This window comes from Cellulosimicrobium sp. NPDC055967 (genome assembly GCF_042269845.1).
GTDB lineage: Bacteria > Actinomycetota > Actinomycetes > Actinomycetales > Cellulomonadaceae > Cellulosimicrobium.
This window is the reverse complement of sequence record NZ_JBHJYJ010000001.1, coordinates 283396-306230: the sequence shown is the minus strand read 5'-3', so window position 1 is coordinate 306230 and position 22835 is coordinate 283396. Positions and strand designations below refer to the sequence as shown.

15 protein-coding genes are annotated in these 22835 nt (G+C 73.8%); 8 read left to right on the top strand and 7 right to left on the bottom strand.

From position 1 onward, the window contains the following. Positions 1-36: 36 nt before the first annotated feature. Both ACFC2L_RS01265 and ACFC2L_RS01260 read left to right on the top strand, forming a co-directional pair. On the top strand, positions 37-1677 hold the full coding sequence (locus ACFC2L_RS01265; protein WP_375822419.1) for a mannitol dehydrogenase family protein: 1641 nt from the start codon (positions 37-39) through the stop codon (positions 1675-1677). 2 nt (positions 1678-1679) lie between these two features. Further along, entirely contained in the window at positions 1680-2795 is a 1116-nt protein-coding gene (locus tag ACFC2L_RS01260; RefSeq protein ID WP_375822758.1) for a mannonate dehydratase, read from the top strand. 27 nt (positions 2796-2822) lie between these two features. On the opposite strand, the gene ACFC2L_RS01255 is transcribed toward ACFC2L_RS01260, so the two are convergent. The 3 genes from ACFC2L_RS01255 to ACFC2L_RS01245 are packed head-to-tail and all read right to left on the bottom strand — an operon-like array spanning position 2823 to position 6455. Further along, positions 2823-3242 (bottom strand): TIGR03618 family F420-dependent PPOX class oxidoreductase, encoded by a 420-nt coding sequence (locus tag ACFC2L_RS01255; RefSeq protein ID WP_375822418.1) that lies wholly within the window; start codon positions 3240-3242, stop codon positions 2823-2825. Between the two features lie 58 nt (positions 3243-3300). Continuing rightward, positions 3301-4479: a Gfo/Idh/MocA family protein gene (locus tag ACFC2L_RS01250; RefSeq protein ID WP_375822417.1), complete on the bottom strand. Its 1179-nt coding sequence runs from the start codon at positions 4477-4479 to the stop codon at positions 3301-3303. Continuing rightward, a complete protein-coding gene (locus ACFC2L_RS01245; protein WP_375822416.1) occupies positions 4476-6455 on the bottom strand; it encodes a DUF6807 family protein in 1980 nt (659 codons plus the stop codon). The genes ACFC2L_RS01250 and ACFC2L_RS01245 overlap by 4 nt, the downstream gene beginning before the upstream one ends. Before the next feature lie 241 nt (positions 6456-6696). Here ACFC2L_RS01245 and ACFC2L_RS01240 point away from each other — a divergent pair, with 241 nt between their 5' ends. The 5 genes from ACFC2L_RS01240 (at position 6697) to ACFC2L_RS01220 (ending at position 13149) form a co-directional block, all read left to right on the top strand. After that, on the top strand, positions 6697-7620 hold the full coding sequence (locus tag ACFC2L_RS01240) for a carbohydrate ABC transporter permease (protein WP_375822415.1): 924 nt from the start codon (positions 6697-6699) through the stop codon (positions 7618-7620). Then, positions 7613-8590 (top strand): carbohydrate ABC transporter permease, encoded by a 978-nt coding sequence (locus ACFC2L_RS01235; RefSeq protein ID WP_375822414.1) that lies wholly within the window; start codon positions 7613-7615, stop codon positions 8588-8590. The genes ACFC2L_RS01240 and ACFC2L_RS01235 overlap by 8 nt, the downstream gene beginning before the upstream one ends. A 100-nt stretch (positions 8591-8690) precedes the next feature. Beyond that, a complete protein-coding gene (locus ACFC2L_RS01230) occupies positions 8691-10037 on the top strand; it encodes an ABC transporter substrate-binding protein (RefSeq protein ID WP_375822413.1) in 1347 nt (448 codons plus the stop codon). A gap of 137 nt (positions 10038-10174) precedes the next feature. Further along, positions 10175-11608, top strand: a complete 1434-nt coding sequence (locus ACFC2L_RS01225) for a Gfo/Idh/MocA family oxidoreductase (protein WP_375822412.1) — start codon at positions 10175-10177, stop codon at positions 11606-11608. Then, on the top strand, positions 11605-13149 hold the full coding sequence (locus ACFC2L_RS01220; RefSeq protein WP_375822411.1) for a UxaA family hydrolase: 1545 nt from the start codon (positions 11605-11607) through the stop codon (positions 13147-13149). The genes ACFC2L_RS01225 and ACFC2L_RS01220 overlap by 4 nt, the downstream gene beginning before the upstream one ends. Before the next feature lie 71 nt (positions 13150-13220). Here ACFC2L_RS01220 and ACFC2L_RS01215 read toward each other — a convergent pair whose 3' ends face one another. Continuing rightward, a complete protein-coding gene (locus ACFC2L_RS01215) occupies positions 13221-14273 on the bottom strand; it encodes a hypothetical protein (protein ID WP_375822410.1) in 1053 nt (350 codons plus the stop codon). A 146-nt stretch (positions 14274-14419) separates the two neighbouring features. Between ACFC2L_RS01215 and ACFC2L_RS01210 the strand changes: the two genes are divergently transcribed. Continuing rightward, on the top strand, positions 14420-15445 hold the full coding sequence (locus ACFC2L_RS01210) for a 3-oxoacyl-[acyl-carrier-protein] synthase III C-terminal domain-containing protein (protein WP_375822409.1): 1026 nt from the start codon (positions 14420-14422) through the stop codon (positions 15443-15445). A 762-nt stretch (positions 15446-16207) separates the two neighbouring features. Here the strand turns inward: ACFC2L_RS01210 and ACFC2L_RS01205 are convergent. From ACFC2L_RS01205 to ACFC2L_RS01195, 3 genes are all read right to left on the bottom strand, one after another. Then, on the bottom strand, positions 16208-18835 hold the full coding sequence (locus ACFC2L_RS01205; RefSeq protein WP_375822408.1) for a discoidin domain-containing protein: 2628 nt from the start codon (positions 18833-18835) through the stop codon (positions 16208-16210). A gap of 104 nt (positions 18836-18939) precedes the next feature. After that, positions 18940-20349, bottom strand: coding sequence for a DUF1996 domain-containing protein (locus tag ACFC2L_RS01200; protein WP_375822407.1), 1410 nt, complete (start codon positions 20347-20349; stop codon positions 18940-18942). A 154-nt stretch (positions 20350-20503) separates the two neighbouring features. Then, the gene (locus ACFC2L_RS01195; RefSeq protein WP_375822406.1) at positions 20504-22777 is read right to left on the bottom strand and encodes a discoidin domain-containing protein; all 2274 of its coding nucleotides are present in this window, start codon (positions 22775-22777) and stop codon (positions 20504-20506) included. Between the last annotated feature and the right edge of the window lie 58 nt (positions 22778-22835).

Sequence of the window (22835 nt, the reverse complement as noted above, 5' to 3'; positions counted from 1 at the left end):
GACACCGTCACCGACCCGAGACCTGTTGGAGGCCGCGTGACCGCCCCGACCCGCGTCCCGAGCCGACCCGGCCCGGCGTCATCCGCTGCGACGCCGCCCGACGCGGCACGGTCGGCGCGATCGCGCCTGCGCCGCGACGCCCACCCCGCGTTCCCGCCGGCGCCCGTCCGCCCGACGCAGGTCGGGATCGTCCACCTCGGGATCGGCGCGTTCCACCGCGCGCACCAGGCGGTCGTCACCGAGGACGCCGCGCGCGTCACGGGCGAGACGCGCTGGGGCATCCTCGGCGTGACGCAGCGTTCCGCGTCGGTGCGCGACCAGCTCCGGCCGCAGGGCGGGGTCTACACCGTGCTGACGGTCGGGCCCGACGGGGCGTCCCCGCGCGTCGTGGGGTCCGTGACCGACGTCGTGTGGCCGGCCGAGGAGACGGCGCGCGTCCTCGCGGCGCTCGCCGCGCCGACGACGCACGTCGTGACGCTCACCGTCACCGAGAAGGGCTACGCGCGCCGCGCCGACGGGCACCTCGACGTCGACGCCGTCGCGGGCGACCTCGACGTGCTGCGCCGTGAGGAGGCGGCCACGAGCTCGCCGGGCGGGGACGCGCCGGGCGCGGGACTCCGTGGCGACGCCGCGGGGGAGGTCACCGAGGCCACCGCGGCCACCAGCGCCGTCGGGCTCCTCGTGCGCGGGCTCGCGGCACGCCGTCGGGCCGGGGGAGCGCCCCTGACCGTGCTGAGCTGCGACAACCTCGCCGACAACGGGCACGTGCTCGCGCGGCTCGTGGGCGAGGCGGTCGACGCCGCGCTCCCCGGCGCGGAGGGCGACGCGCTGCGCGCCTGGCTCGCCGCGTCGGTGACCTTCCCGTGCAGCATGGTCGACCGCATCGTGCCCGCGACCACGCCCGCGCAGCGCGACGAGGTCGAGACGCTGCTCGGCGCGCGCGACGAGGGCCTGGTCGTGGCGGAGCCGTTCCTGCAGTGGGTGATCGAGGACCGCTTCGCGGGGCCTCGCCCCGCGTGGGAGCGGGGCGGGGCGACCCTCACGCGCGACGTCGCGCCCTACGAGCGCGCGAAGCTGCGCCTGCTCAACGGCGCGCACTCCTACCTCGCCTACGCGGGCTCGCTCGCGGGGCACGCGACGATCGCCGCCGCGGTCGCCGACCCGGCGCTCGCCGCGGGTGCCCGGGCGCTGCAGGCCGACGCGCTCGCGACGCTGGACGCGCCCGACGGCGTCGACCTCGCCGCGTACGCGCAGACGCTGCTCGACCGGTTCGCCAACCCCGCGACGGGGCACACCACGCGCCAGGTCGCGATGGACGGCACGCAGAAGATCCCGTTCCGCTGGGGCGCGACGCTCGCCGACCTCCTCGCCGCGCGCCCGGACGACCCGGCGCCGCAGGGCGTCGTGGCGGCGCTCGCCGCGTGGGGCGGGTACGTCGTCGCGGAGGCGCGCGCGGGCCGCACGGTGGACGACCCGCGCGGCGACGAGCTGCGCGCGGTCGTCGCGGGTGCGTCCGACGACGCCGCGGCCGTCCGCGCGCTCGTCCTCCTCCCCGGCCTGCTCCCCGGGGTCCCGGACGCGCGGCTGGACGAGATCGCCGACGGGGCCGTCGCCGCGGCCGGCAGCGCGCGCACGACCGGCCCGACCGGCCCGACGAACGAGGAGACTGCGCCGTGAAGATGGGGTTCCGCTGGTACGGGGAGGGGAACGACACGGTCACGCTCGACCACGTGCGCCAGGTCCCCGGGGTGGAGACGATCGTGTGGAGCCTGCACGGCAAGCAGGCGGGCGAGGTGTGGGAGCAGGCGGAGATCGACGCCGAGGTCGCGACGATCACCGGCCTGAGCGACGAGGCGAAGGCGCGCGGGATCACCCGGACGTTCGACGCGGAGGTGGTCGAGTCCGTCAACGTGCACGAGTCGATCAAGCTCGGCAGGACCGTCCTCGGGCGCAGCCGCGACGAGGCGATCGAGAACTACGTGACGACGATCCGCCGGCTGGGCCGGGCCGGGGTGAAGGTCGTCTGCTACAACTTCATGCCCGTCTTCGACTGGCTGCGCACCGACCTGTGGCGCCCGCTGCCCGACGGCTCGACCGCGCTGTTCTTCGAGCGGGCCGTGGTGGACGCGCTGTCGCCCCAGAGCCTCATCGCGGACATGGAGGCGAACACGCACGGGCTGACGCTGCCCGGCTGGGAGCCCGAGCGGCTCGCGAGCTTCGCCGAGCTCGACGCGGCGTACGAGGGCGTGACGCGCGAAGACATGTACGCCCACTACCGGTACTTCCTCGACGCGGTGATCCCCGCGTGCGAGGAGGCCGACGTCAAGCTCGGCGTGCACCCCGACGACCCGCCCTACGACGTCTTCGGCTGGCCCCGCGTCGTGTCGACCAAGGACGACCTCGCGCGCGTGCTGTCGCTGCACGACAGCCCGTACCACGGCCTGACCCTGTGCCTCGGCAGCTTCTCCGCGAACCCCGGGCAGGACGCGGTCGACGCCGTGCGCACGTTCATGGACCGCATCCACTTCACCCACGTGCGCAACATCAAGCACCTGGGGAACGGCGACTTCACCGAGGTCGCGCACCGCGCGTGCGAGGGCAGCGTCGACACGACCGGGATCATGCGCGCGTACGCCGAGGCCGACTACCAGGGCTACGTGCGGCCCGACCACGGCCGGCACCTGTGGGACGAGAACACGACCAACAAGCCCCGCCCCGGGTACGGCCTGTACGACCGCGCGCTCGGCGTCCAGTACCTGCTCGGCGCCTGGGACGCGTTCCGCAACGACGCCTGACGGCGGCTCGCCGCGCGGGGGTGCGGGCTACGCGTCCCCGGCGGCGGCCTTCGCGTCGCCCCAGCCGTACCAGCGCTCGACCTCGATCCATGCGCTGACGCGCGGGCTGTTCCGGTTCGCGTACTGGTGCCCCGTGTAGTGGCGCGAGATCCGGTCGATGTCGGCCAGGCCCTCGTCCGCGCGCAGCTCGACGACGCGCCCGATCAGGGTGACGTGCGTGTACCAGTTCTCGTCGAGCACCGTGAGAGAGACGCGCGGGTCCTTCCGCAGGTGCTGGAGGCGCACCCGCGTCTCGTCGAGGTTGACGAGCACGCGGCCGTCGTCCTCCCAGACGTACCAGGTCGCTGCGGTGACGGGTGCGCCGTCGGACCGCACGGTCGCCATGACGGCGGCGTTCGGGCGGCGCAGCAGCTCGACGGGACGGGACGGCAGCGGGGGTCGGGACACGACGGCACCTCCGGGTCGGGACAGCGGGACGTCCCGACGCTACGGCACGCGCGGACCCTCAGCGCGTCCAGGGCGCGCCGAGCTCGGTGAACGTCCGGGCCGTGCGGGCGGCCTCCTCGCACCAGCGCGCGACGTCGTCGACGACGGGACGCCGGTCGTCGCCCTCGCCGGTCCACGTCACGGCGCCCGGGTCGAGCGGCCGCGGGTCCGCCGCCGTCCGCACGGCCTCCATGACGCGCATGAAGGCGCCGGTGTCGCGCACGTCGCACGCGAGCCGACGCTCGGGGTCGTGCCGCGCGGCGAGGAGGTCCTCCAGGAGCCCGGTGCGTCCGTAGGTCTTCTCGACCTGGGCGCGCGGGGTGCGCAGCAGGACCCGGTCGTGCTCGTACTCGAGCGTGACATCGCCGTCCGTCCCGAGCACGAGCACGCGGGCCGGGGTGCGCTCCGGCGCGCACAGGGTGAGCCCGAACCCGTAGGGCAGGCCGTCGCGCGCGACGACGCGCAACGAGGACGTGTCGTCGGACTCGATGGGGTTGGCGCGCCAGAGGTCCGTCACGACGTGGGCGACGTCGTCGGCCGTGCGGGCGCCGCCGATGCGCAACGCCGTCGCGACCGCGTGCGCGAGGGGGTTGGTGACGACGCCGTCGACGACGTCGCGCCCGTCGAGCCGGCGCCGGCCCGCCCACGGGGCGCGGTGCCAGTAGCCGGTGGTCCGCACCCACGTGCCGACGGCGCCGATACCCAGGACGTCGCCGATCTCGCCGTCCGCGACGAGCTCGGCGACCGCGTCCACCGCGTGCGAGCCGAAGGTCTGGAAGCCCACCTGGCACCGGCGGCCCGTGCGCTCGGCCACCTCGACCAGCGCGAGGTGCTCCGCGAGCGACACGGCGGTCGGCTTCTCCAGCAGGACGTCGACGCCCGCCTCCATCGCGGCGCGCGCGAGCGGGAGGTGGGTCGGGATCGGGGTCGAGATCACGACGACCTCGGGGCGCACGGCCGCGTCGGGCGACGAGAGCAGGTCGCCCAGGGTCGGGAACCAGGGTGCGGGGGCGTCGTCGGGCCGGCGCGGGTCGACGACCGCGCTCAGCCGGACGCGGCCCTGCGCCGCGAGCGCGGCGACCGTACGAAGGTGGGACCCGCCGTGGCCGTGGACTCCGACGACGGCGACCGGGACGGCGGCCTGCTCCCGGTCGAGCACGTGGTTCGTCCCGGAGGCGGCCCGGGGCGAACCGGTCACCGGACGCGCTCCGCGAGCGCCGCGGCCTCGTCGAGGTCGAGCCCGCGGTCGACGAGCACGGCGCGCGCGCCGGTCTCGAGCGTGCCGCCCGCGGGGATCGTCCGCGGGGCGTCCCAGGCGAGCGCGGGCCCGGCGCCGGGGTACTCGGCGGCGCGGAGGAACCACGGCACCGTCTCGCCCTGCTGGACCAGGAGCAGCGTCGTCGTGTGGGAGGGGTGCTCCTGCACGAACGCGACCCACGGCGACGTGCTGCCGTGAGCGCTCTCCTCGCCACGGCCATGCGCGCTGAGCACGCTCGTCGAGGCCGCCGTGCGCAGGCGCCAGAAGAAGCCGCCGTACCCGGCGCCCGGGCGGCCGTTGGTCGCGGGCGAGCCGATGACGAGCGCCCCGCGCTCGGCGCGCAGGGTCGAGCGCCAGTCGAGGACCCAGGTCTCGTCGTCGAGCACCCACGCGTCGAGGCGGCGGTCCTCCTCGAGCTGGGGGACGCCCTGCTCGTCGTGCCAGCGGACGCCGTCGTGCAGGAGGTGCTGCTCCACGGGGTCGACGGCGAGCGCGTGGCTCACCTGGCGGCCGTGGTTGGGCAGGAGGGTCGGGCCGACGTCGGCGACGAACGTGCGCCCGCCCCAGTAGGAGGTGCCGTTGACGTCCGCGACGGCCATCGAGGCGCCGTAGTGGTGGCGGTGGTCGACGGGGCCGGCGTCGGTGAGGGGGACGCCCGCGAGGGTGTGGACGGGGTGCAGGTAGGAGCGCGGCGCGTGCACGGCGGGGATGCGGTCGCCCTGCTGGTAGCGGGCCAGGCGCAGGTCGCCGGCGCGCAGGACGACGGCCTCCCCGTCGGGCGTCCAGCGGACCACGCGGGGCACGGGCTGGTCCGGCGTCCCGGCCCCGGCGCTCTCGACGACGACCGCCCCGGTCGGCTCGGCGGCCGGGGCGACGCGGGCCCGGGCGACCTGGCGCGGCACGGGCCCCGTCGTCGCGCGGACCTCGAGCCGGGGCTCGAACCGCGTGGTGCGGGACGCGGGCACGGTGTCGTCGATGAGCGCGGAGAGCTCCTTCCACGCGTGGCGACCGAGCTCGGCCTGCGGCACGGCGACGGTCGTGAGCGACGGCGTGGCGAAGCGGGCGAGCTCGATGTCGTCGAAGCCGACGACGGACATGTCCTTGGGCACGGCGACGCCGGCCTCGTTGAGCCCGGCGAGCAGGCCGAACGCGACGAGGTCGTTGAACGCGACGACGGCGGTCGGCCGGGCGGTGAGGACCTCGTCGACGACGGCGTGGCCCGCGGCGATGTCGGGCCCCGCGGGGAGCTCGACGAGCTCGAGGTCGGGCGTGCGGTCGAGCACGCGACGCAGCCCCGTGCGCCGGAGCGCGTCCGAGGCGCTGCCGGGCGGGCCGGCGAGGTAGGCGACCCGGCGGTGGCCGAGGGAGAGCAGGTGCTCGAGGACCTGGGCCGCGGCGTCGGCGTAGTCGACGACGAGGGACGGCACGGTCGCCTCGCCCGTGGGCGCGAGCTCGCGGTTGACGAGCACGACGGGCGCGACGTCGGGGACGAGCCGCGCGAGCTCGGCGGCGGGCATGCGCGGGGAGACGAGGACGAGCGCGTCGCAGCGCAACCGCGCCTCGAGGGCGATGGCCGCCTCCTCGGTGGGGTCCTCGGCCGTGTCCGCGACGAGGACGCGGTACCCGGCCGGGGCGGCCGCGGAGGTGACGCCGCGCAGGATCTGCTGGAAGACGGGGTTGCCCAGGTCCGGGACGACGAGCGCGACCGTGTTGGTCCGCCCGAGCGACAGGCTCCGCGCGACGTTGCTCGGCCGGTAGCTCAGGTCGGCGGCCGCCTGCCGGACGCGCGCGCTGATCTCCGGGTCGACCGTCGCGCGACCGTTCATGACGCGCGACACCGTCGCCCGGGAGACGCCCGCGGCCGCCGCGACGTCCGCGATCGTCACCCCGCCTCGCCGTGTGCTCACGCTTGCCATCGTTCTCCCTCGGGTCGTGGTCCGCGCGCCGCGGGCGCCCACGGCAGCGTGGTGCCCGCGCTCGCCGGGGTCGGCCGGTGCTGCGCGATGACCTGACCGTACACCATGGGAAACCGGTTCCACGTGTGCTACGGTCCTCACCCAGCAACCGGTTTCCCCGTGACGGGGACGAGCCGGACTACCGATCGACGACGACCGGAGGGTGACGGATGACCGGCACGAGGTGCGAGGAGGGTCTCGCATGGCGGTGACCGAGCTCGCGCGAGGGACCGCCACGCGGCGGCCCGCACGCAAGAAGGGGGACGGGAAGGCAGCGGCGCTCTTCCTCGCCCCCTGGTTCGTGGGCCTCGCGCTCATCACGGCGGGCCCGATGGCCGCGTCGCTGTACCTGTCCTTCACGGACTACGACCTGCTCCAGGCGCCGAGCTGGATCGGGTGGGACAACTACGAGAGGATGTTCGCCGACCCACGGCTGCTCAACTCGCTGCAGGTGACGTTCACGTACGTGTTCGTCTCCGTGCCGCTCCAGCTCGCGGCCGCGCTCGGCCTGGCGCTCCTGCTCGACAAGGGCCTGCGCGGGCTCGCGGTCTACCGCTCGATCTACTACCTGCCCTCGCTGCTGGGCGGGAGCGTGGCGATCGCGATCCTGTGGCGCCAGGTCTTCGGCGCCGACGGCCTCATCAACCAGGTCCTCGCGCTCGTCGGGATCGAGGGGCAGGGCTGGGTCTCGCACCCCGACTACGCGCTGGGCACGCTCGTGGCCCTGAACGTGTGGACGTTCGGGGCGCCGATGATCATCTTCCTCGCCGGGCTGCGCCAGATCCCGCGCATGTACTACGAGGCGGCCTCGATCGACGGCGCGGGCCGGTGGCGCCAGTTCCGCTCGATCACCGTGCCGATGCTCACGCCGATCATCTTCTTCAACCTCGTGCTGCAGCTCATCAACGCGTTCCAGTCCTTCACGCAGGCGTTCGTCGTGAGCGGCGGGACCGGCGGACCGGCGGACTCGACGATGTTCTACACGCTCTACCTCTACCTCAAGGGCTTCGGCTCGCTCGAGATGGGCTACGCGTCGGCGATGGCCTGGTTCCTGCTCCTGATCATCGGCGGGATGACGTTCGTCAACTTCCTCGCCTCGAAGTACTGGGTCTTCTACGATGACTGACACCACGCACCCCGCCACGGGGACCCCCACCGACGCCGTCGTCACGGAGGACGCCACCCCCGGCGACCGCGCCCGCTCGACGCTCTCCCGGCTCGCGGCCGACGCGCCGCCCACCGCCCCGCGCCCCCGGCGCCGTGCGCAGTCGGCGCGCGTCCGGTCCGTGCTCAAGCACGTGCTGCTCGTCGCGTTCGGGCTCGTCATGCTGTACCCGCTGCTGTGGATGCTCGCGAGCTCCTTCAAGCCCTCGGCGCTGATCTTCCGCGAACCGGGCCTCATCCCGTCCGCGGTCGACCTCGGCAACTACACCGACGGGTGGAACGCACTCACGCACCCGTTCGGCCACTACCTGCTCAACTCCGCGGTCGTGGTGCTCGGCTCGGTGCTGGGCAACCTCGTCTCGTGCTCGCTCGCCGCCTACGCGTTCGCCCGGCTCCAGTTCCGGGGCCGCGGGGTCTGGTTCGCGATCATGCTCATGTCGATCATGCTGCCGATCCACGTCGTGATCGTGCCGCAGTACGTGCTGTTCTCCTCGCTCGAGTGGATCAACACGTTCCTGCCGCTCATCGTGCCCAAGCTGCTCGCGACCGACGCGTTCTTCATCTTCCTCATGGTCCAGTTCTTCCGCGGGATCCCCAAGGAGCTGGACGAGGCCGCGCGGCTCGACGGCTGCGGCCACGGCCGGATCTACCTGCGCATCATGATGCCGCTCGCGCTCCCGGCGCTCGCGACGACGGCGATCTTCACCTTCATCTGGACCTGGAACGACTTCTTCAGCCAGCTCATCTTCCTGACCAAGCCGGACATGTACACGGTCCCGATCGCGCTGCGCACCTTCGTGGACGCCACGGGCCAGAGCTCGTGGGGCCCGATGTTCGCCATGTCGATCGTCTCCCTGGTCCCCGTGTTCCTCGTCTTCCTCTTCGGTCAGAAGTACCTCGTCAAGGGCATCGCCACGACGGGGATCAAGTAGCTCCTCCCGCTCGCGGGCGCCCGCCCGCGGGTCTCCCGGTGCCGCCCGGCACCGCTCCGCACGACAGAACGACGACGTCCCGTCACGCACAAGGAGAGTCATGAACACCTCGATCCACCGCTCGCGTCGGCCCGGCACGCGCCGTGCGGCGCTGGCCGCCGCACTGACCGTCGGTGCCCTCGCCCTGACCGCCTGCGGCGGCGACGGCGGCGTCGCCAACCCGGGCGGCGACGACGAGTCGTCGTCCGCGGAGTCCGGGACCGTGCAGATCCGGTTCTCGTGGTGGGGCTCGGACACCCGCCACCAGACGACGCAGCAGATCATCGACCTCTTCGAGGAGGAGAACCCCGACATCACGGTCGTCGCCGACTACACCGACTGGGGCGGGTACTGGGACAAGCTCGCGACCTCGGTCGCGGCCGGCGACGCGCCCGACGTCATCACGCAGGAGGAGCGCTACCTCGCGGACTACGCCTCGCGGGGCGTCCTCGCCGACCTCGGGGCGCTCGACATCGACACGAGCTCGATCGACGAGTCGGTCGTGGGCTCGGGCGAGACGGGCGGTGCGCTCTACGGCATCCCCACGGGCGTCAACGCCTACGCGGTGCTCGCCGACCCGCAGGTGTTCGCCGACGCGGGCGTCGAGGTGCCCGACGACGCCACGTGGACGTGGGAGGACTACGTCGAGGTCGCGAACGCGGTGACCGCGGGGGCGACCGACGGCATCTACGGCACGCAGGACTACGGCTTCAACGAGGCCGGGCTGTCGATCCTCGCGCGTCAGCGCGGCGAGGCGCTGTACACGCCCGACGGCGAGCTCGGCGTCTCCGCGGAGACCGTCGCGGACTTCTTCCAGCTCTCCCTCGACCTCCAGGCGGGCGGGGGCCAGCCCGACGCCGCGCGGTCCGTCGAGCTCGAGGGCGCCGGCCCGGAGGGCTCGCTCCTCGGGACCAACCAGGGCGCGATGGGCATGTGGTGGACCAACCAGCTCGGCGCGATCAGCACCGCGTCGGGTCGCGACCTGCAGCTCCTGCGTCTCCCGGGCGAGTCCGAGGGCGAGCGCACGGGCATGTACTTCAAGCCCGCCATGTACTACTCGGTCGCCGAGACGTCCGAGCACCCCGAGGCGGCCGCCAAGTTCGTGGACTTCCTGCTCAACGACCCCGAGGCCGGGGCGCTCATGCTGTCCGACCGCGGCCTGCCCGCGAACACGGAGGTGCGCGCGGCCGTGAAGGACAGCCTCTCCCCGGCCGACAAGCAGGCCGCGGACTTCCTGGAGGCGCTCGGTGCCGAGATCGTCGACGGCCCGCCGGTCCCGCCGCAGGGCGCCGGCGACGTCGTCGAGATCCTCAAGCGCATCAACACCGAGGTGCTCTTCGAGCAGAAGTCCCCGCAGGACGCCGCGACGCAGTTCCTCGACGAGGTGGGCGCGGCCATCGGGCAGTAGCCCCGCCGTGGTCTCCCGCCACCCCTGACCGGCCGGGCCGGTCCGTCGCCCCACGGACCGGCCCGGCCGCACCCCCGCGGCTCTCCGTCGCGCCGCCCGTCCCGACCTGACCAGGACCCCGAGAGGACCGCAGACCCGTGCACCACCCCGGCACCGCCCCGTCCGAGCCCGAGCCGACCCGCCGTCCGCGCCGCTATGCCCTCGCCGGCACCGGGCACCGTGCGCGCATGTTCGTCGACGCGCTGCTCGGCGAGCACCGCGCGGACGGGCACCTGGTCGCGTGGTGCGAGCCGAACCCGGTGCGCGCCGCCTGGCACGACCGTCGCCTGGAGGCCGCGGGCCTCGGCGCCCTGCCGCGCTACGAGCCGGCCGCGCTCGAGCTCATGCTCGCCGAGCAGGCGGTCGACGTGCTCGTCGTGACGTCGCCCGACCACACGCATGCCCGCTACGTCGTGGCGGCGCTCGACGCCGGCGTCGACGTCGTGTGCGAGAAGCCGCTCACGACGGACGCCGCCGGGATGGCGCGCATCCGCGCCGCGGCCGAGCGCTCGTCGGCCACGCTCACCGTGACGTTCAACTACCGGTACTCGCCGCGCAACACCGCGCTGCGACGCGTGATCGCGTCGGGCGAGATCGGCGACGTCGTCTCCGTCCACTTCGAGTGGCTGCTCGACACCGTGCACGGCGCCGACTACTTCCGCCGCTGGCACCGCGACAAGGCCGCCTCGGGCGGCCTCGCGGTGCACAAGGCGAGCCACCACTTCGACCTCGTCAACTGGTGGCTCGACGACGTCCCCGAGTCCGTGACCGCGCGGGGCGGTCTCCGCTTCTACGGGGACGACGGCGCCGGGCGGCCCGCCGGGGAGCGTCCCGGCCTGGGCCGCGACGCCGCCCCCGACGACCCGTTCGGGATCGACCTCGCGGCCGACGACACGCTGCGCGCGCTCTACCTCGACGCGGAGGGTGCCGACGGCTACGTCCGCGACCGCGACGTGTTCGCCCCGGGCGTCACCATCGAGGACACGATCGGCGCGCTCGTCGGCTACCGGCGCGGCGCCACGCTCACCTACTCCCTGACCGCGCACAGCCCGTGGGAGGGGTACCGCGTCGCCGTCAACGGCACGCGCGGCCGGGCCGAGCTCGACGTCGTCGAGCGCGCGCACGTGCAGTCCGGTCACGCGGCCGAGGACCTCGGCCCGGACGGGAAGCGCCGCCCCGCCGTCGACCCGAGCGCCGTGCACGACCCGAGGGCGAGCGACGTCCGGCCCTACGGCGCGCGGCTCGTGGTGCAGCGGCACTGGGAGCCCGCGCGCGAGGTCGTCATCGAGGAGGGTGAGGGCTCGCACGGCGGCGGAGACCGCCTGCTCCTCGCCGACGTGTTCCGCGGACCGGGGGAGGACCCGCTCGGACGGGCCGCGGGGTACGTCGACGGCCTGCGCAGCGTCGCCGTCGGCGTCGCCGTGAACCGCTCGCTCGAGACGGGGCAGGTCGTGCGCACCGGCGACCTCGGGGTGTCGCTCGAGCGTCCCGCGACGGCGAGCGCCACCCCGACGTCGGCGGTGCGGTCGTGACCGCGACCGCGCGCGCGGCCGACGTGCTCGTCCTGCGGCCCGAGGACGACGTCGCCGTCGCGACGCGCGACCTCGCGCCGGGCGACGCCGTCGACCTCCCCGCGGGCGGCGTCGTCGGCGTGCTCGACGCCGTCCCGCGCGGGCACAAGGTCGCGCTGCGGGACGTCCCCGCAGGCGAACCCGTGCACAAGTACGGGCAGGTGATCGGCGTCGCGACGCGCGACGTCCGCGCCGGCCAGCACGTGCACACGCAGAACCTGGGGTTCGAGCCGGGGGAGCGCGAGCACGAGCTCGCCACCGTGCGCGCCGTGCTGGAGGTGCCGCCCGGACCACGCCCGACCTTCCGCGGCTACCGGCGTGCGAACGGGAGGACCGGCACGCGCAGCTACGTCGCGATCCTCACGTCGGTGAACTGCTCCGCGAGCACGGCGCGCATGATCGCCGACCAGTTCCGCGGGCTCGCGCTCGACGCGTACGACGACGTCGACGGCGTCGTCGCCCTCACGCACCAGTCGGGGTGCGGCCTCGTACCGACCAGCGAGGGCGCGCAGGTGCTCCTGCGCACGCTGCGCGGGTACGCCGCCCACCCCAACGTCACGGGCGTCCTCGTCCTCGGGCTCGGCTGCGAGATGATCGCCGTCGACACCGTGCTCGCGGGCGCGGACCTCTCGCCGGACACGGTGGTGCGCACCCTGACCATCCAGGAGACCGGCGGTGTGCGGGCCACCGTCCGTGCGGGCGTCGCGGCGGTGCGCGAGATGGTGGAGCAGATCGACGCGCGCTGGGAGCGCACCGACCGTGACGTGTCCGAGCTCGTGCTCGGGCTCAACTGCGGCGGCTCCGACGGCTACTCCGGCATCACCGCGAACCCCGCGCTGGGCATCGCGTCCGACCGCCTCGTCGCCTACGGCGGGACGTCGGCGCTCGCGGAGACGCCCGAGGTGTTCGGCGCCGAGCACCTGCTCACGCGCCGCGCGGTCACGCCGGAGGTCGGGCAGCGCCTGCTCGACCGGCTCGAGTGGTGGCAGGGCTACGCCGCGGCCGGTGGGGGCACCCTCGACAACAACCCGTCGCCCGGCAACAAGGCCGGCGGCCTGACGACGATCCTCGAGAAGTCGCTCGGCGCCGTCGCCAAGGGCGGGCAGGCCGACCTCGCCGCGGTGCACGAGTACGCCGAGCCGCTCGACACCCCGGGCTTCGTGTTCATGGACACCCCCGGCTACGACCCCGTCTCCGTCACCGGGCTCGTCGCGGGCGGGGCGACCGTCGTCTGCTTCACGACGGGCCGCGGGTCGGTGTTCGGCTGCAAGCCCACGCCGAGCATCAAGCTCGGCACCAACAGCGAGCTCTTCGCGCGCATGGGCGACGACGTGGACATCGACTGCGGACGGGTCGTCGACGGCGTCGCGACCCTCGAGGAGGTGGGCGACGAGATCTTCGCGCGCATCCTCGCCGTCGCCTCGGGGGAGCAGACGGCGAGCGAGGAGCTCGACCTCGGCGGCGAGGAGTTCGTCCCGTGGCACCTCGGCACGGTCACCTGACCCCCGCGAGGGAGAGCTCCGGCAGGCCGAGGTAGAGCCCTGGCACCGCGAGGTAGAGCCCTGGTCGTGGCTCAGGTGCCGCTCGCGGACTCCTCCTTCGCGAACGCCGCGGCGTCGGGGTCGTAGGCCACGGGTCGCGACTGGTCCAGCTCGACGAGCACGAGGTCGTCGAGCCAGCGGTCGAGGCGGGGCCGGCGGCCGTGTCGGCGGGACCGCGCGACGGCGTCCGCGGCGTCCGCGGCGTCGCGCACGTCGTGCACGACGACGACCGGCGCGCCGGGCAGGGGCACGCGGTCCTGCGGGGCGACGAGCAGAACCTCGACGCTCCGCTCCGCCCCCGGCGGGCCGTAGGCGACGGTCGCGTCGAACCGGGGCCGCCCGTCGTCGGTCCACGCACCCTGGTACCGCCGGTCCACCAGCGAGCCGAGAGCGCGGACGCCGTCACGCCGCAGCGCGCGCAGGCGCTCCTGGACGGCGCGGGCCTCGAGCTGCGCCTCGGCCGTCGCGAGGACGGCGACGACGCCCCACGCCAGCGCCCCGACGGCGACGCCGGCGAGCGCGAGGAGCGGCTCGAGCTCGAGGTCCCGGGCGAGCGGGTGGGCGACGCCGGCCAGGTCCAGCCCGACGACGGTCCCCGTCCCCAGCGCGAGCGCGAGGAGCACGGTGGCCCACGTCAGGCGCGAGGCCACGCGCACGGAGCCGCTCGCACCGTGGGAGACGGTGTGGACGCCCAGCAGGAGGACGCACGCGGGGAGCGCGACGACGGCGAGTGCGACCACGAGCCACCACGGCGCCGGGCGACCGCCCGGCAGCGCGCCCGGGCCGAGCAGGTGACCGGCGAGCAGAGCCAGGGCGACCCCGCCGACGACCGCCACGAGCACGGCGGAGCCGAGGACCAGCCGGGTCAGGTAGCGCGTCTGGGCGGGCGGCGAGAGCGGGGTCTCGACGACGACCCGGCCGTGCCGGTCGCGCACGGCGAACGCCGGGACGCCGGGACTGAGGAACCCCGGGTTGCCGGGCAGGCCCGTCAGCCCGGCCGTCGGCTCCGAGGCCGAGCCCCAGCCCGGGGCGTCCGCCGGCGGGGCGGCGGTCGGTCCGTCGAGGTCGTCGCGCGATGCGGTCATGACGGCCCTCCTCTCTGGTCAAGAAAGCGTCAAGTGCAGGGTAGGGGATGGCGGGTGTGATGTCACCGGCCCGGCGCGCGGCGGAGTCCGTCCGCGTCTCGTGACGAGGTCGTTCGGGCGCGGCGGCGCGTGACATGATCGACCTCATGCTCACTCCCGCCACCGGCGCGGCCGGGTCGCGCATCGCCGGCCTCGGTCACTTCCAGCCCGAGAAGACGCTGACGAACGACGACATCGCGCAGCTCGTCGAGACCAACGACGAGTGGATCCGCTCGCGCACGGGGATCGTCACGCGGCACGTCGCCGACGACGACACGACCGTCGCCGACATGGCCACCGCGGCCGCGCGCCACGCGCTCACCGACGCGGGCGTCGACCCCGCCGAGGTCGACCTCGTCATCGTCGCCACCGCCACCGCGACCGACCGCTCGCCCAACACCGCGGGGCGCGTCGCCTACCACCTGCGCACCGGCGTCATGCCCGGGCAGTCGACGCCCGAGGAGGCGTCCGAGCTCGACCTGCGCGGCGTCGTCGGGCCTGCGGTGCTCGACGTCAACGTCGCGTGCTCCGGGTTCGCCCACTCCGTCGGCCTCGCCGACCAGGCGATCCGTGCCGGCTCCGCCCGCACGGCCGTCGTGGTCGGCGCGGAGAAGCTCACCGCGTTCACCGACTGGACCGACCGCAGCACGTGCATCCTCACCGCCGACGGCGCGGGTGCCGCCGTGCTGCGCGCGACGGACGAGCCCGGCGTCGGGCCCGTGACCTGGGGCTCCGAGCCCGACCTCACCCCGGCCGTGCTCATCGAGTCGCCCGCCGACAAGTTCGCCCAGGACGGCCGCGCCGTCTTCAAGTGGGCCATCACCCGCGCGGCCGACCGCGCGCGCTCCGTCGTGGAGCGCTCCGGCGTCTCGCTCGACGACATCGAGGTCCTCGTCGCGCACCAGGCGAACCTGCGCATCATCGAGCCGCTCGCGAAGTCGCTCGGGCTGGAGTCCAAGATCGTCGTCACCGACATCGTCGAGTCCGGCAACACGTCCGCCGCGTCCATCCCGCTCGGGCTCTCCAAGTGGTGGCACGCCGGCAAGATCCCCGCCGGTGTCCCGGCACTGCTCTTCGGCTTCGGCGGCGGGTTCGCCTGGGCCGGCCAGGTCGTGGAGACCCCGACCCGCTGAGTTTCTTCGCCGCCGTTCGGGTCGCTCCCGGGTGAGCGGTCGGGTGCTCCGGGTCGCCCTGGTCGAGCGCCTCGGGTCACCCGGGGTCGAGCGGTCGGGTCGCGTCCGGTCGAGTTCCGCGAGGGGCGGGGCGGGTCTACCATCCGCCGCTCGTCCCTCGCGGCTCCCGCCAGGCCCACCACGACCCGCCCCACCCCTCGCTCCACCCGACCTCCCCGTCCGTCTCACCGAGGTGACCGCGGACGTGAGTGCCGCGACGGAGCGACGGGGTGCCGCGGCACCGCGACTCACCTGGGCGTCGGCGCACGCCGCCCGCGCTGGGCAAGGTCGGCGCGCGGCTCGCCGCGGCAGCGGCCCGGCCCCGACGACGAGATGCGAGTTGTTGCCCTCTTCTCCGTACGCGGAGGGGCAACAACTCGCATCTCGTCATTTGTCAGCCGTCGCCGTGACGGTCGGTGGGTGCGTCGCCGTCGACCCGGCCCCTGCACCGGGTGGAGGGCGGCGGCGGTGATGTCCCGACGCCGACCCGGCCCACGTCCTGAACCGTCGCCCGAGGTGAGGGCCAGGACGAGGTCCGACGCCGGAGCGGAGGGTGGGGCGGGTCGTGGCGGGCCTGGCGGGAGCCGCGAGGAACGAGCGGCGGATGGTAGACCCGCCCCGCCCTCCGCGGAGGTGTCGGGCCGGAGGTGACCAGTGACCGCTCGCACCGATCGGTGAACGGCGTCGCGTCGGGCGACCGCAAGGCCGCCCGACGCAACCGGCCTACGGGTAGCTGACGACCTTCGCCGGGACGGTCTCGACGCCGCTGGCGCGGGGGCCGACGCCGTTGATGACGTGCTCGTACGTGCCCACCCCGCCGAGCGAGACGGTCAGCAGGGAGTGCAACTTGACGCCCGGGGTGATCGGGACCTCGAACCCGTTGTCGGAGACGATCGACGCGTCCGAGGTGAACACGCAGTAGGAGCCCAGGCCCCAGGCCTCGTGGTCCTGCACGTGGTCCGCGACCTTGTACGCGGCCCACCCGCGGATGCCGTCGTGGTTCCACGCGGCCTGGTTCGGCGGGTCGTACGGGAGCTCGTTCTGGTAGAAGATCGTGCGCCCCCGCTCGCCGTGCCACAGGGTGTTGTACTTCTGGTAGTGCTCGACGAAGAGGCCGTAGCCGTCGACGTCGTCGCCGTTGACCACGAGGCCGTAGTCGGCGGTGTTGACGTCCCAGCCGATGCCCTCGCCGTGGTCGCCGCGCCAGGACCAGATGTGGTCGACGATCGTGTCGTCGGCGTTGATGACGATCGCGCTGTCGACCTTGCCCGCGTGCGCGCCGCCGACGCGCACGAACACGTCGTGGATCGAGATCGGGTCGTCCGCGTGGTCGGCGGTCGAGCCGTCCGTGCCCACGGTGAGCATGCTCGGGGACTCGGCCGCCCCGGCGTCGAACAGGACGCTGGCGACCCGGACGCCGTCGACGTCGCCGACCTGCAGGGCGGTCTGGCCGGCGGTGGGCACGATGGTCGCGTAGCCGAGCCCCAGCACGACCGTGTCGGCGCGGTTCACCTTGATCGTCTCGTCGAGCTCGTAGACGCCGGGCGTGAGCAGGAGGTGGAGGCCCTGGTCGAGCGCGGCGTTGATGTGCTCGGCGGTGTCGCCCGGGTGCGCGACGTAGAAGTCGTCGAGCGGGATCGACGTGCCGGGCGTGGAGCCGTTCTTCCACGTCGCGCCGCGCGTGCCCTCGCGCAGCGACGGGACGAAGACGGCGTAGTCGTCGCCGTCGAGGTAGAGGTACGGCTTCTCGCGGATCGTGCCGGTGGTGTCGAGCGTGGTGACGGCGGGCTCGGGGAACGTGGTCGGCGGGGCGTTCTCGGTGCCGGAGAACACCATGTTCCACAGCGTGCCGTCCCACCCGCCCGTGAGCGTCGAGTCGCGGGTGTACCACTGCTGCTGGGTGTAGCCCCGCACCTGGCCGTCGACGATCGAGTCGGCGGTGAAGCCGCCCGACGCCCAGCCGTAGCGGGACGAGTGCAGCATGAGGTTGCCCTTGACGTGGATGCGCCGCATCGGGGCAGCCTGCGAGACGGCCCAGCGCATGTCGCCGCCGGTCGGCGTGACGGCGAGGTTCTCGATGGAGCGCCAGAAGTTCTGCGTCGCGTTCCCCTCGAACCACTCCGCGTCGGCCCAGACGCCGCCCGTGATGTTCACGTCGTCGGGGTTCTTGCCGAGGCCGTTGACCGCGGTGTTGAAGCCGACGTTGACGTGCACCGGGTACGTGCCGGGCTCGAAGAGGAACTGGTCGCGGCGCAGGCCGAACTGGCTCTCCTCCTGCGCGGCGTACGCGGCGTCGACGGCGGACTGGATGTCGGCGACCGGGGTGCCGGGGCCGAACACGTGCACGTTCGGCCCGAGGTCCCCGCCGCCCTCGATCGGCTCGCCCGTGCCGGGGTTCGGTGTCCCGTCAGCCGTGGTCAGCACGCGCAGCTCCCAGATCGAGTAGCCCCAGCCGGTGCCGCGCTCGGTCCCGACGAGCCGGACGTAGCGGCCCGAGCCGGTGACGTCGAGGACCTGCGTGCCGCCCGTCCCGTCGGTGACGGTGCGCAGCGTGCGCCACAGGGTGCCGTCGTCGGAGGTCTCGACCCGGAAGCCCTTGCCGTAGGCGCCCTCCCAGTCGATCTCGATCCCGCAGACGGGCTTGATCGCGCCCAGGTCGACCTGGAGCCACTGCGCGTCGGAGAACTCGCTGCTCCAGCGCGTGTCGGCCTTGCCGTCCACCGCGAGGCCCGCGGCGTACGCGCCCTCGGCGGACGACGCCGTCGCCGCCTTCCCGAGCGCGGCGTTCGCCGTGCAGTCGTCGCCGGGGTCGCCGGGGTCGCCAGGGTCGACCGGGCCGCCGTCGGTCCCCGGCGTGCCGAACACCTGGAGCTCCCACAGCGAGTAGCCGTAGCCGGTGCCGCGCTCGGTGCCGAGCAGACGCACGTAGCGCCCGCTCCCGGACACGGGCAGCGTCTGCTGCCCGCCCGCGCCGTCGGTGACGGTCCGCAGCGTGCGCCAGGTCGAGCCGTCGTCGGACGCCTCGATGCGGAAGCCCTTGCCGTACGCGCCCTCCCAGCTCAGCGCGACGGAGGAGAGCGTCGAGACCTGGCCGAGGTCGACCTGGAGCCACTGGCCCTCGGCGAACTCGCTGCCCCAGCGGGTGCCCAGGTCGCCGTCGACGGCCCGTGCTGCGGCGTAGTCGCCCTGCACGCTCGACGCGGTCGCGGGCTTGCCCTGGGAGAGGTTGACGGGTTCCGCCGCGGCCGCGACGGGCGCCGCGCCCGCCACGAGCGGCGCGGCGACGCACGCCGCGGTCAGCCCTGCGGCGAGGGAGGCCAGGCGGAGCCTGGCCGGGAGTCGGAGATGCATGGTCCTGCCTTCTTCGGGTCGGTGGGTCGTGCCACGGGCACGGCCGAGCCCCGGGTGCGGCGCCGTCGTGGTCGACGACGCCGCACCCGTCGGGCGGTGGGGTGTCAGCCGACGAGCTGGTAGTTCTCGTCGAGGACGGTGCCGCGGTGCGGCTTGTAGAGGTCGTACCCGCGCGGGTTGCACTGGAGCCCGCCGTTGATGCAGTGCTCCACGAGGCGCTCCAGCACCTCGGGCTCCCAGCCGTTGATGAAGTCGTAGTGCCACGACTGGTCGGAGCCGCTCACGAGCCGCACGTCGGACATGTCACCGCTCACGGGCCACGCGATCTTGAACTCGATCATCGGGACCGCGATCGGGTGCGTCATGGGGCACTGCCCGTCCACGGGGTACGCCATGTGCGCGCCGTGGCCCATGTGCGCCGAGGCGTCGGGGGACAGGTGCAGGCCGTCCCAGCAGCTCGGCGCCTGGTAGCGGATGTTGAGCTCGGTGCCCTCGGGGCAGTACGCCGGGATGTCCCAGCTCTTCGAGATGTCGCCGCACTCCCAGCCCTCGACGGCGCCCGGCGCGGTCCGGAACTCGTCGTACGTCGCCATCATGTCGCCCGCGACGAACCGCAGGCCGGGCGGGAAGGGCTTGACCTTCGTGTAGTCGTCGATCCCCGACTTGTAGTAGATCGTCATGGGGATGTCGGGCTCGATCGGGACGCCGTTCTTCTCGATCGCCGGGAACCAGTACGACGAGTGGTCCTGCGGGACCGTGCACGTGGACTCGGTGTCCTCGAACAGGTCCTCCGGGACCGTGAACGCGTCCGTCACGCGGTTGCCGACGAACGTGTGCAGGTGCGACTTCCCCGGCTGCCCCGGGAAGACGATCGGGTCGTCGGGCAGGAAGTGCGAGAACGAGCAGTTCGCCTGGAACTCGTGGTGCGTGACCTCGTCGTCCCACTGCGGCGGGTTCTCGGGGTCCGGCGCGTCGCCGTCGCCGAACACCTGGAGCTCGTACAGCGAGTACCCGTACTGGGTGCCGCGCTCGGTGCCGACGACCTGGACGTAGCGTCCCGCCACGTCGACGTCGAACGACTGCACGCCACCCGTCCCGTCGACGACGGTCGCGACGGTCGTCCAGGACCGGCCGTCCTGCGACACCTGGACCGTGAAGTCCTTGCCGTACGCCGCCTCCCAGTCGAGGACGACGCGGTCGAGGTCGTGCGGCTCGCCGAGGTCGACGCGGAGCCACTGGTCGTCGCTCGGCTGGCTGGCCCAACGGGTGGACCGGTCGCCGTCGACAGCGAACCGGGGCCCCAGGCCACCGGACTCGGAGCTCGACGCCGCCGTGAGCGCACCCTGGGAGAGCAGGGTGTCCGGGGCGGCCGCGGCGCTCGTCGTGACGACCACCGAGGTCGACGCGACGAGGACGCCGGTCATCGTCGCGGCGACCCGGCGTCGGCGCGTGCCGGGGCGGCGGGTACCGTGCCGGGGAGGCGCTAGCGTGGTGGTGCGTGTCGTGCCGTGCATGCTTCCTCCTCCTTCGAGGTCGTCGCGCGCTGCGGAGCCTCTCGGGCAGGAGCGCGCGACGCTGCGCGGATGATGGGCACGCCCGGCGTCTGTCACCGGGCGCCGTGCCGGGTGGGGGCGGTTGCCGCCGCCCCCACCCGGACGTCTGTGGGTGTCAGCGCTGGTAGACGCCGAGCTCGAACAGCGAGTAGCCCCACTCGGTGCCGCGCGCGTCGAGCTGGAGCCGCACGTAGCGACCGGTGCCCGCGACGTCGAGGCTGTCGACCCCGCCGTCGCCGTCCGTCACCGTGCGGACCGTCGTCCAGGACTGCCCGTCGTTGGAGGTCTGGATCCGGTAGGCCTTGCCGAACGCCGTCTCCCAGACGAGCTGGACGTGCTGGAACGCCTGGACGGAGCCCAGGTCGACCGTCAGCCACTCGTCGTCGTTCCAGCTGCTCGCCCAGCGCGTGCCCTGGTCGCCGTCGGTCGCCTGCCCGGGGGACCAGTTGCCGTTCCAGGGGTCGAAGCTCGACGCCGTGGTGGTCTTGCCCTGCGCGATGTTCGTCCCGGCGACCGGCGGTGCGACGACGCGGAACGACCGCGTCTCGACCCCGACGTTCCCCTTCCCGTCCTCGGCCCAGACGTAGAGCTTCCACACGCCGAGCCGCGACGGTGCGGTGACCGAGAACGTCCCCCGGCCCGTGCTCGTGAGCTCGGTCCAGGCGAGGCCCCCGGCGCCGTCGACGTACTTGCTGTTGAAGAACGCGACGTAGTTGATCGGGTCGCCGTCGGGGTCCGTCGCGGCGAGGTCGACGTCCAGCGTGGCGCCGGCGGTCACGGCCGTCGAGCCCGGGATCGCCATGCCGGTGATGCGCGGGGCGGTGTTCACGCCCGTGAGGTCGACGCCCCACGTCTTGGCGATCGCGTGGTAGCCGAGGCGCTTGTTGTTGCCGGGCGTGACGTTGAACCACACCCCGCCGAAGTCGCCCTCGACGCCGTAGTGGAAGAACGTCGCGCCGAGCGCCTTGCCCTCGTGCTCCATGAGGCACTTCCAGGACAGCGGCAGCGCGCGGCTCTTCTCGATGTCGGTGGGCTCGTCCGGGACGCCGTTCACGTCGTCGGGAACCTCCCACTCGCCGGCCGCGCCGCCCTCGGTGAGGACGTACGGCTTGCCGTAGTTCCCGGCCTCCCACGCGCTCGCGATGCTGCACACGTCGCCGTAGGCGTTGATGGAGAGCAGGTCCAGGTCGGGTGCGTGGTCGCGGATGTACGGCCAGGCGCCGGTCCACGCGTCGGTGTTCGACGTCGGGTGGTTGGGGTCGATCGCGTGGATCGCGACGCTCACCTCGTTGACGAACGACGCGTAGGCGTTGCGGATCTCCTCGAGGTCGGTGCCCGAGTAGCAGTTCTGCAGGCCGAGGATCGCCTCGTTGCCGATGTTCCACATGAGGACCGCGGGGTGGTTCTTGTACTCCTGGACCCAGCGCAGGATGTCGGCCTTGGTGTCGTTCTTGTAGGTCGTGTCGGTGCGGTAGTCGATACAGCCTCCCGACCCCGGCCCGCCGCCGGGCAGGAGCCAGAAGCCCGCGATGACGCGGACGTCGTGCTCGGCCGCGGCGTCGAAGATCGCGCGCGAGTCGGCGCCCGTGCCCCAGGTGCGGGTCGTGTTGCCGTTGATGTCGGCGAGGCCCTGCATGCGCGGACCGGTCTCCTCCGCGCTCGTGCCGCCCCAGGTGAACCCGCGCACGGTGTACGGCTGCCCGTCCACCTGGAGGTCCCAGTCGCCGTTGCCGCCGACGACCTTCACGACGCTCGGACCCGAGTCCTTGACCGGGACCGTCGGGTGGCCGGGGTGCACGTAGTCGGGGAAAGGGTCGGTCGGGTCCGTGGGGTCGGTCGGGTCGGTCGGCCCCGAGCCGCCGGCCTCGCCGAACACGCGGAACTCGTAGAGCGAGTGGCCGTAGCCGCCCGGGCGCGCGGTCGAGAGCACGCGCACGTACCGACCCTCGCCGTCGACGTCGAGCACGTCGGTGCCGCCGTCGCCCTGGGTCGTGGAGTAGAGGGTCCGCCACGCGGAGGCGTCCTCGGAGACCTGGACCTGGTACGCGGAGGAGTAGGCGCCCTCCCAGACGAGCTCCACGCGGTCGACGTCCGCGTCCTGCTGCAGGTCGACCTGGAGCCACTGGGGGTCGCTCCAGGCGCTGGACCAGCGCGTGCCGAGGTCGCCGTCGACGGCGTTGCCCGCGGCGTACCCGGCCCAGTCGTCCTGGACGGACGACGCGGTGGCGGGCTTGCCCTGGGACAGGAGCACCGGCTCGGCGCTCGCGGTCGTCGCCGGCACGACCAGCGCCGCACCCGCGAGAGCGCCGGAGGCCAGCGCCGCGAGCGCGGCGCGAGCCGCTCGGCGTCTGCGGGGCCGCCCGGGGGCGGTGGGGGATGTGGTGCGCATCGTGTTCGTCTACCTCTCCGTCCGCCCCAGGTCGGCGTCGACCCGGGGCACAGTTCGT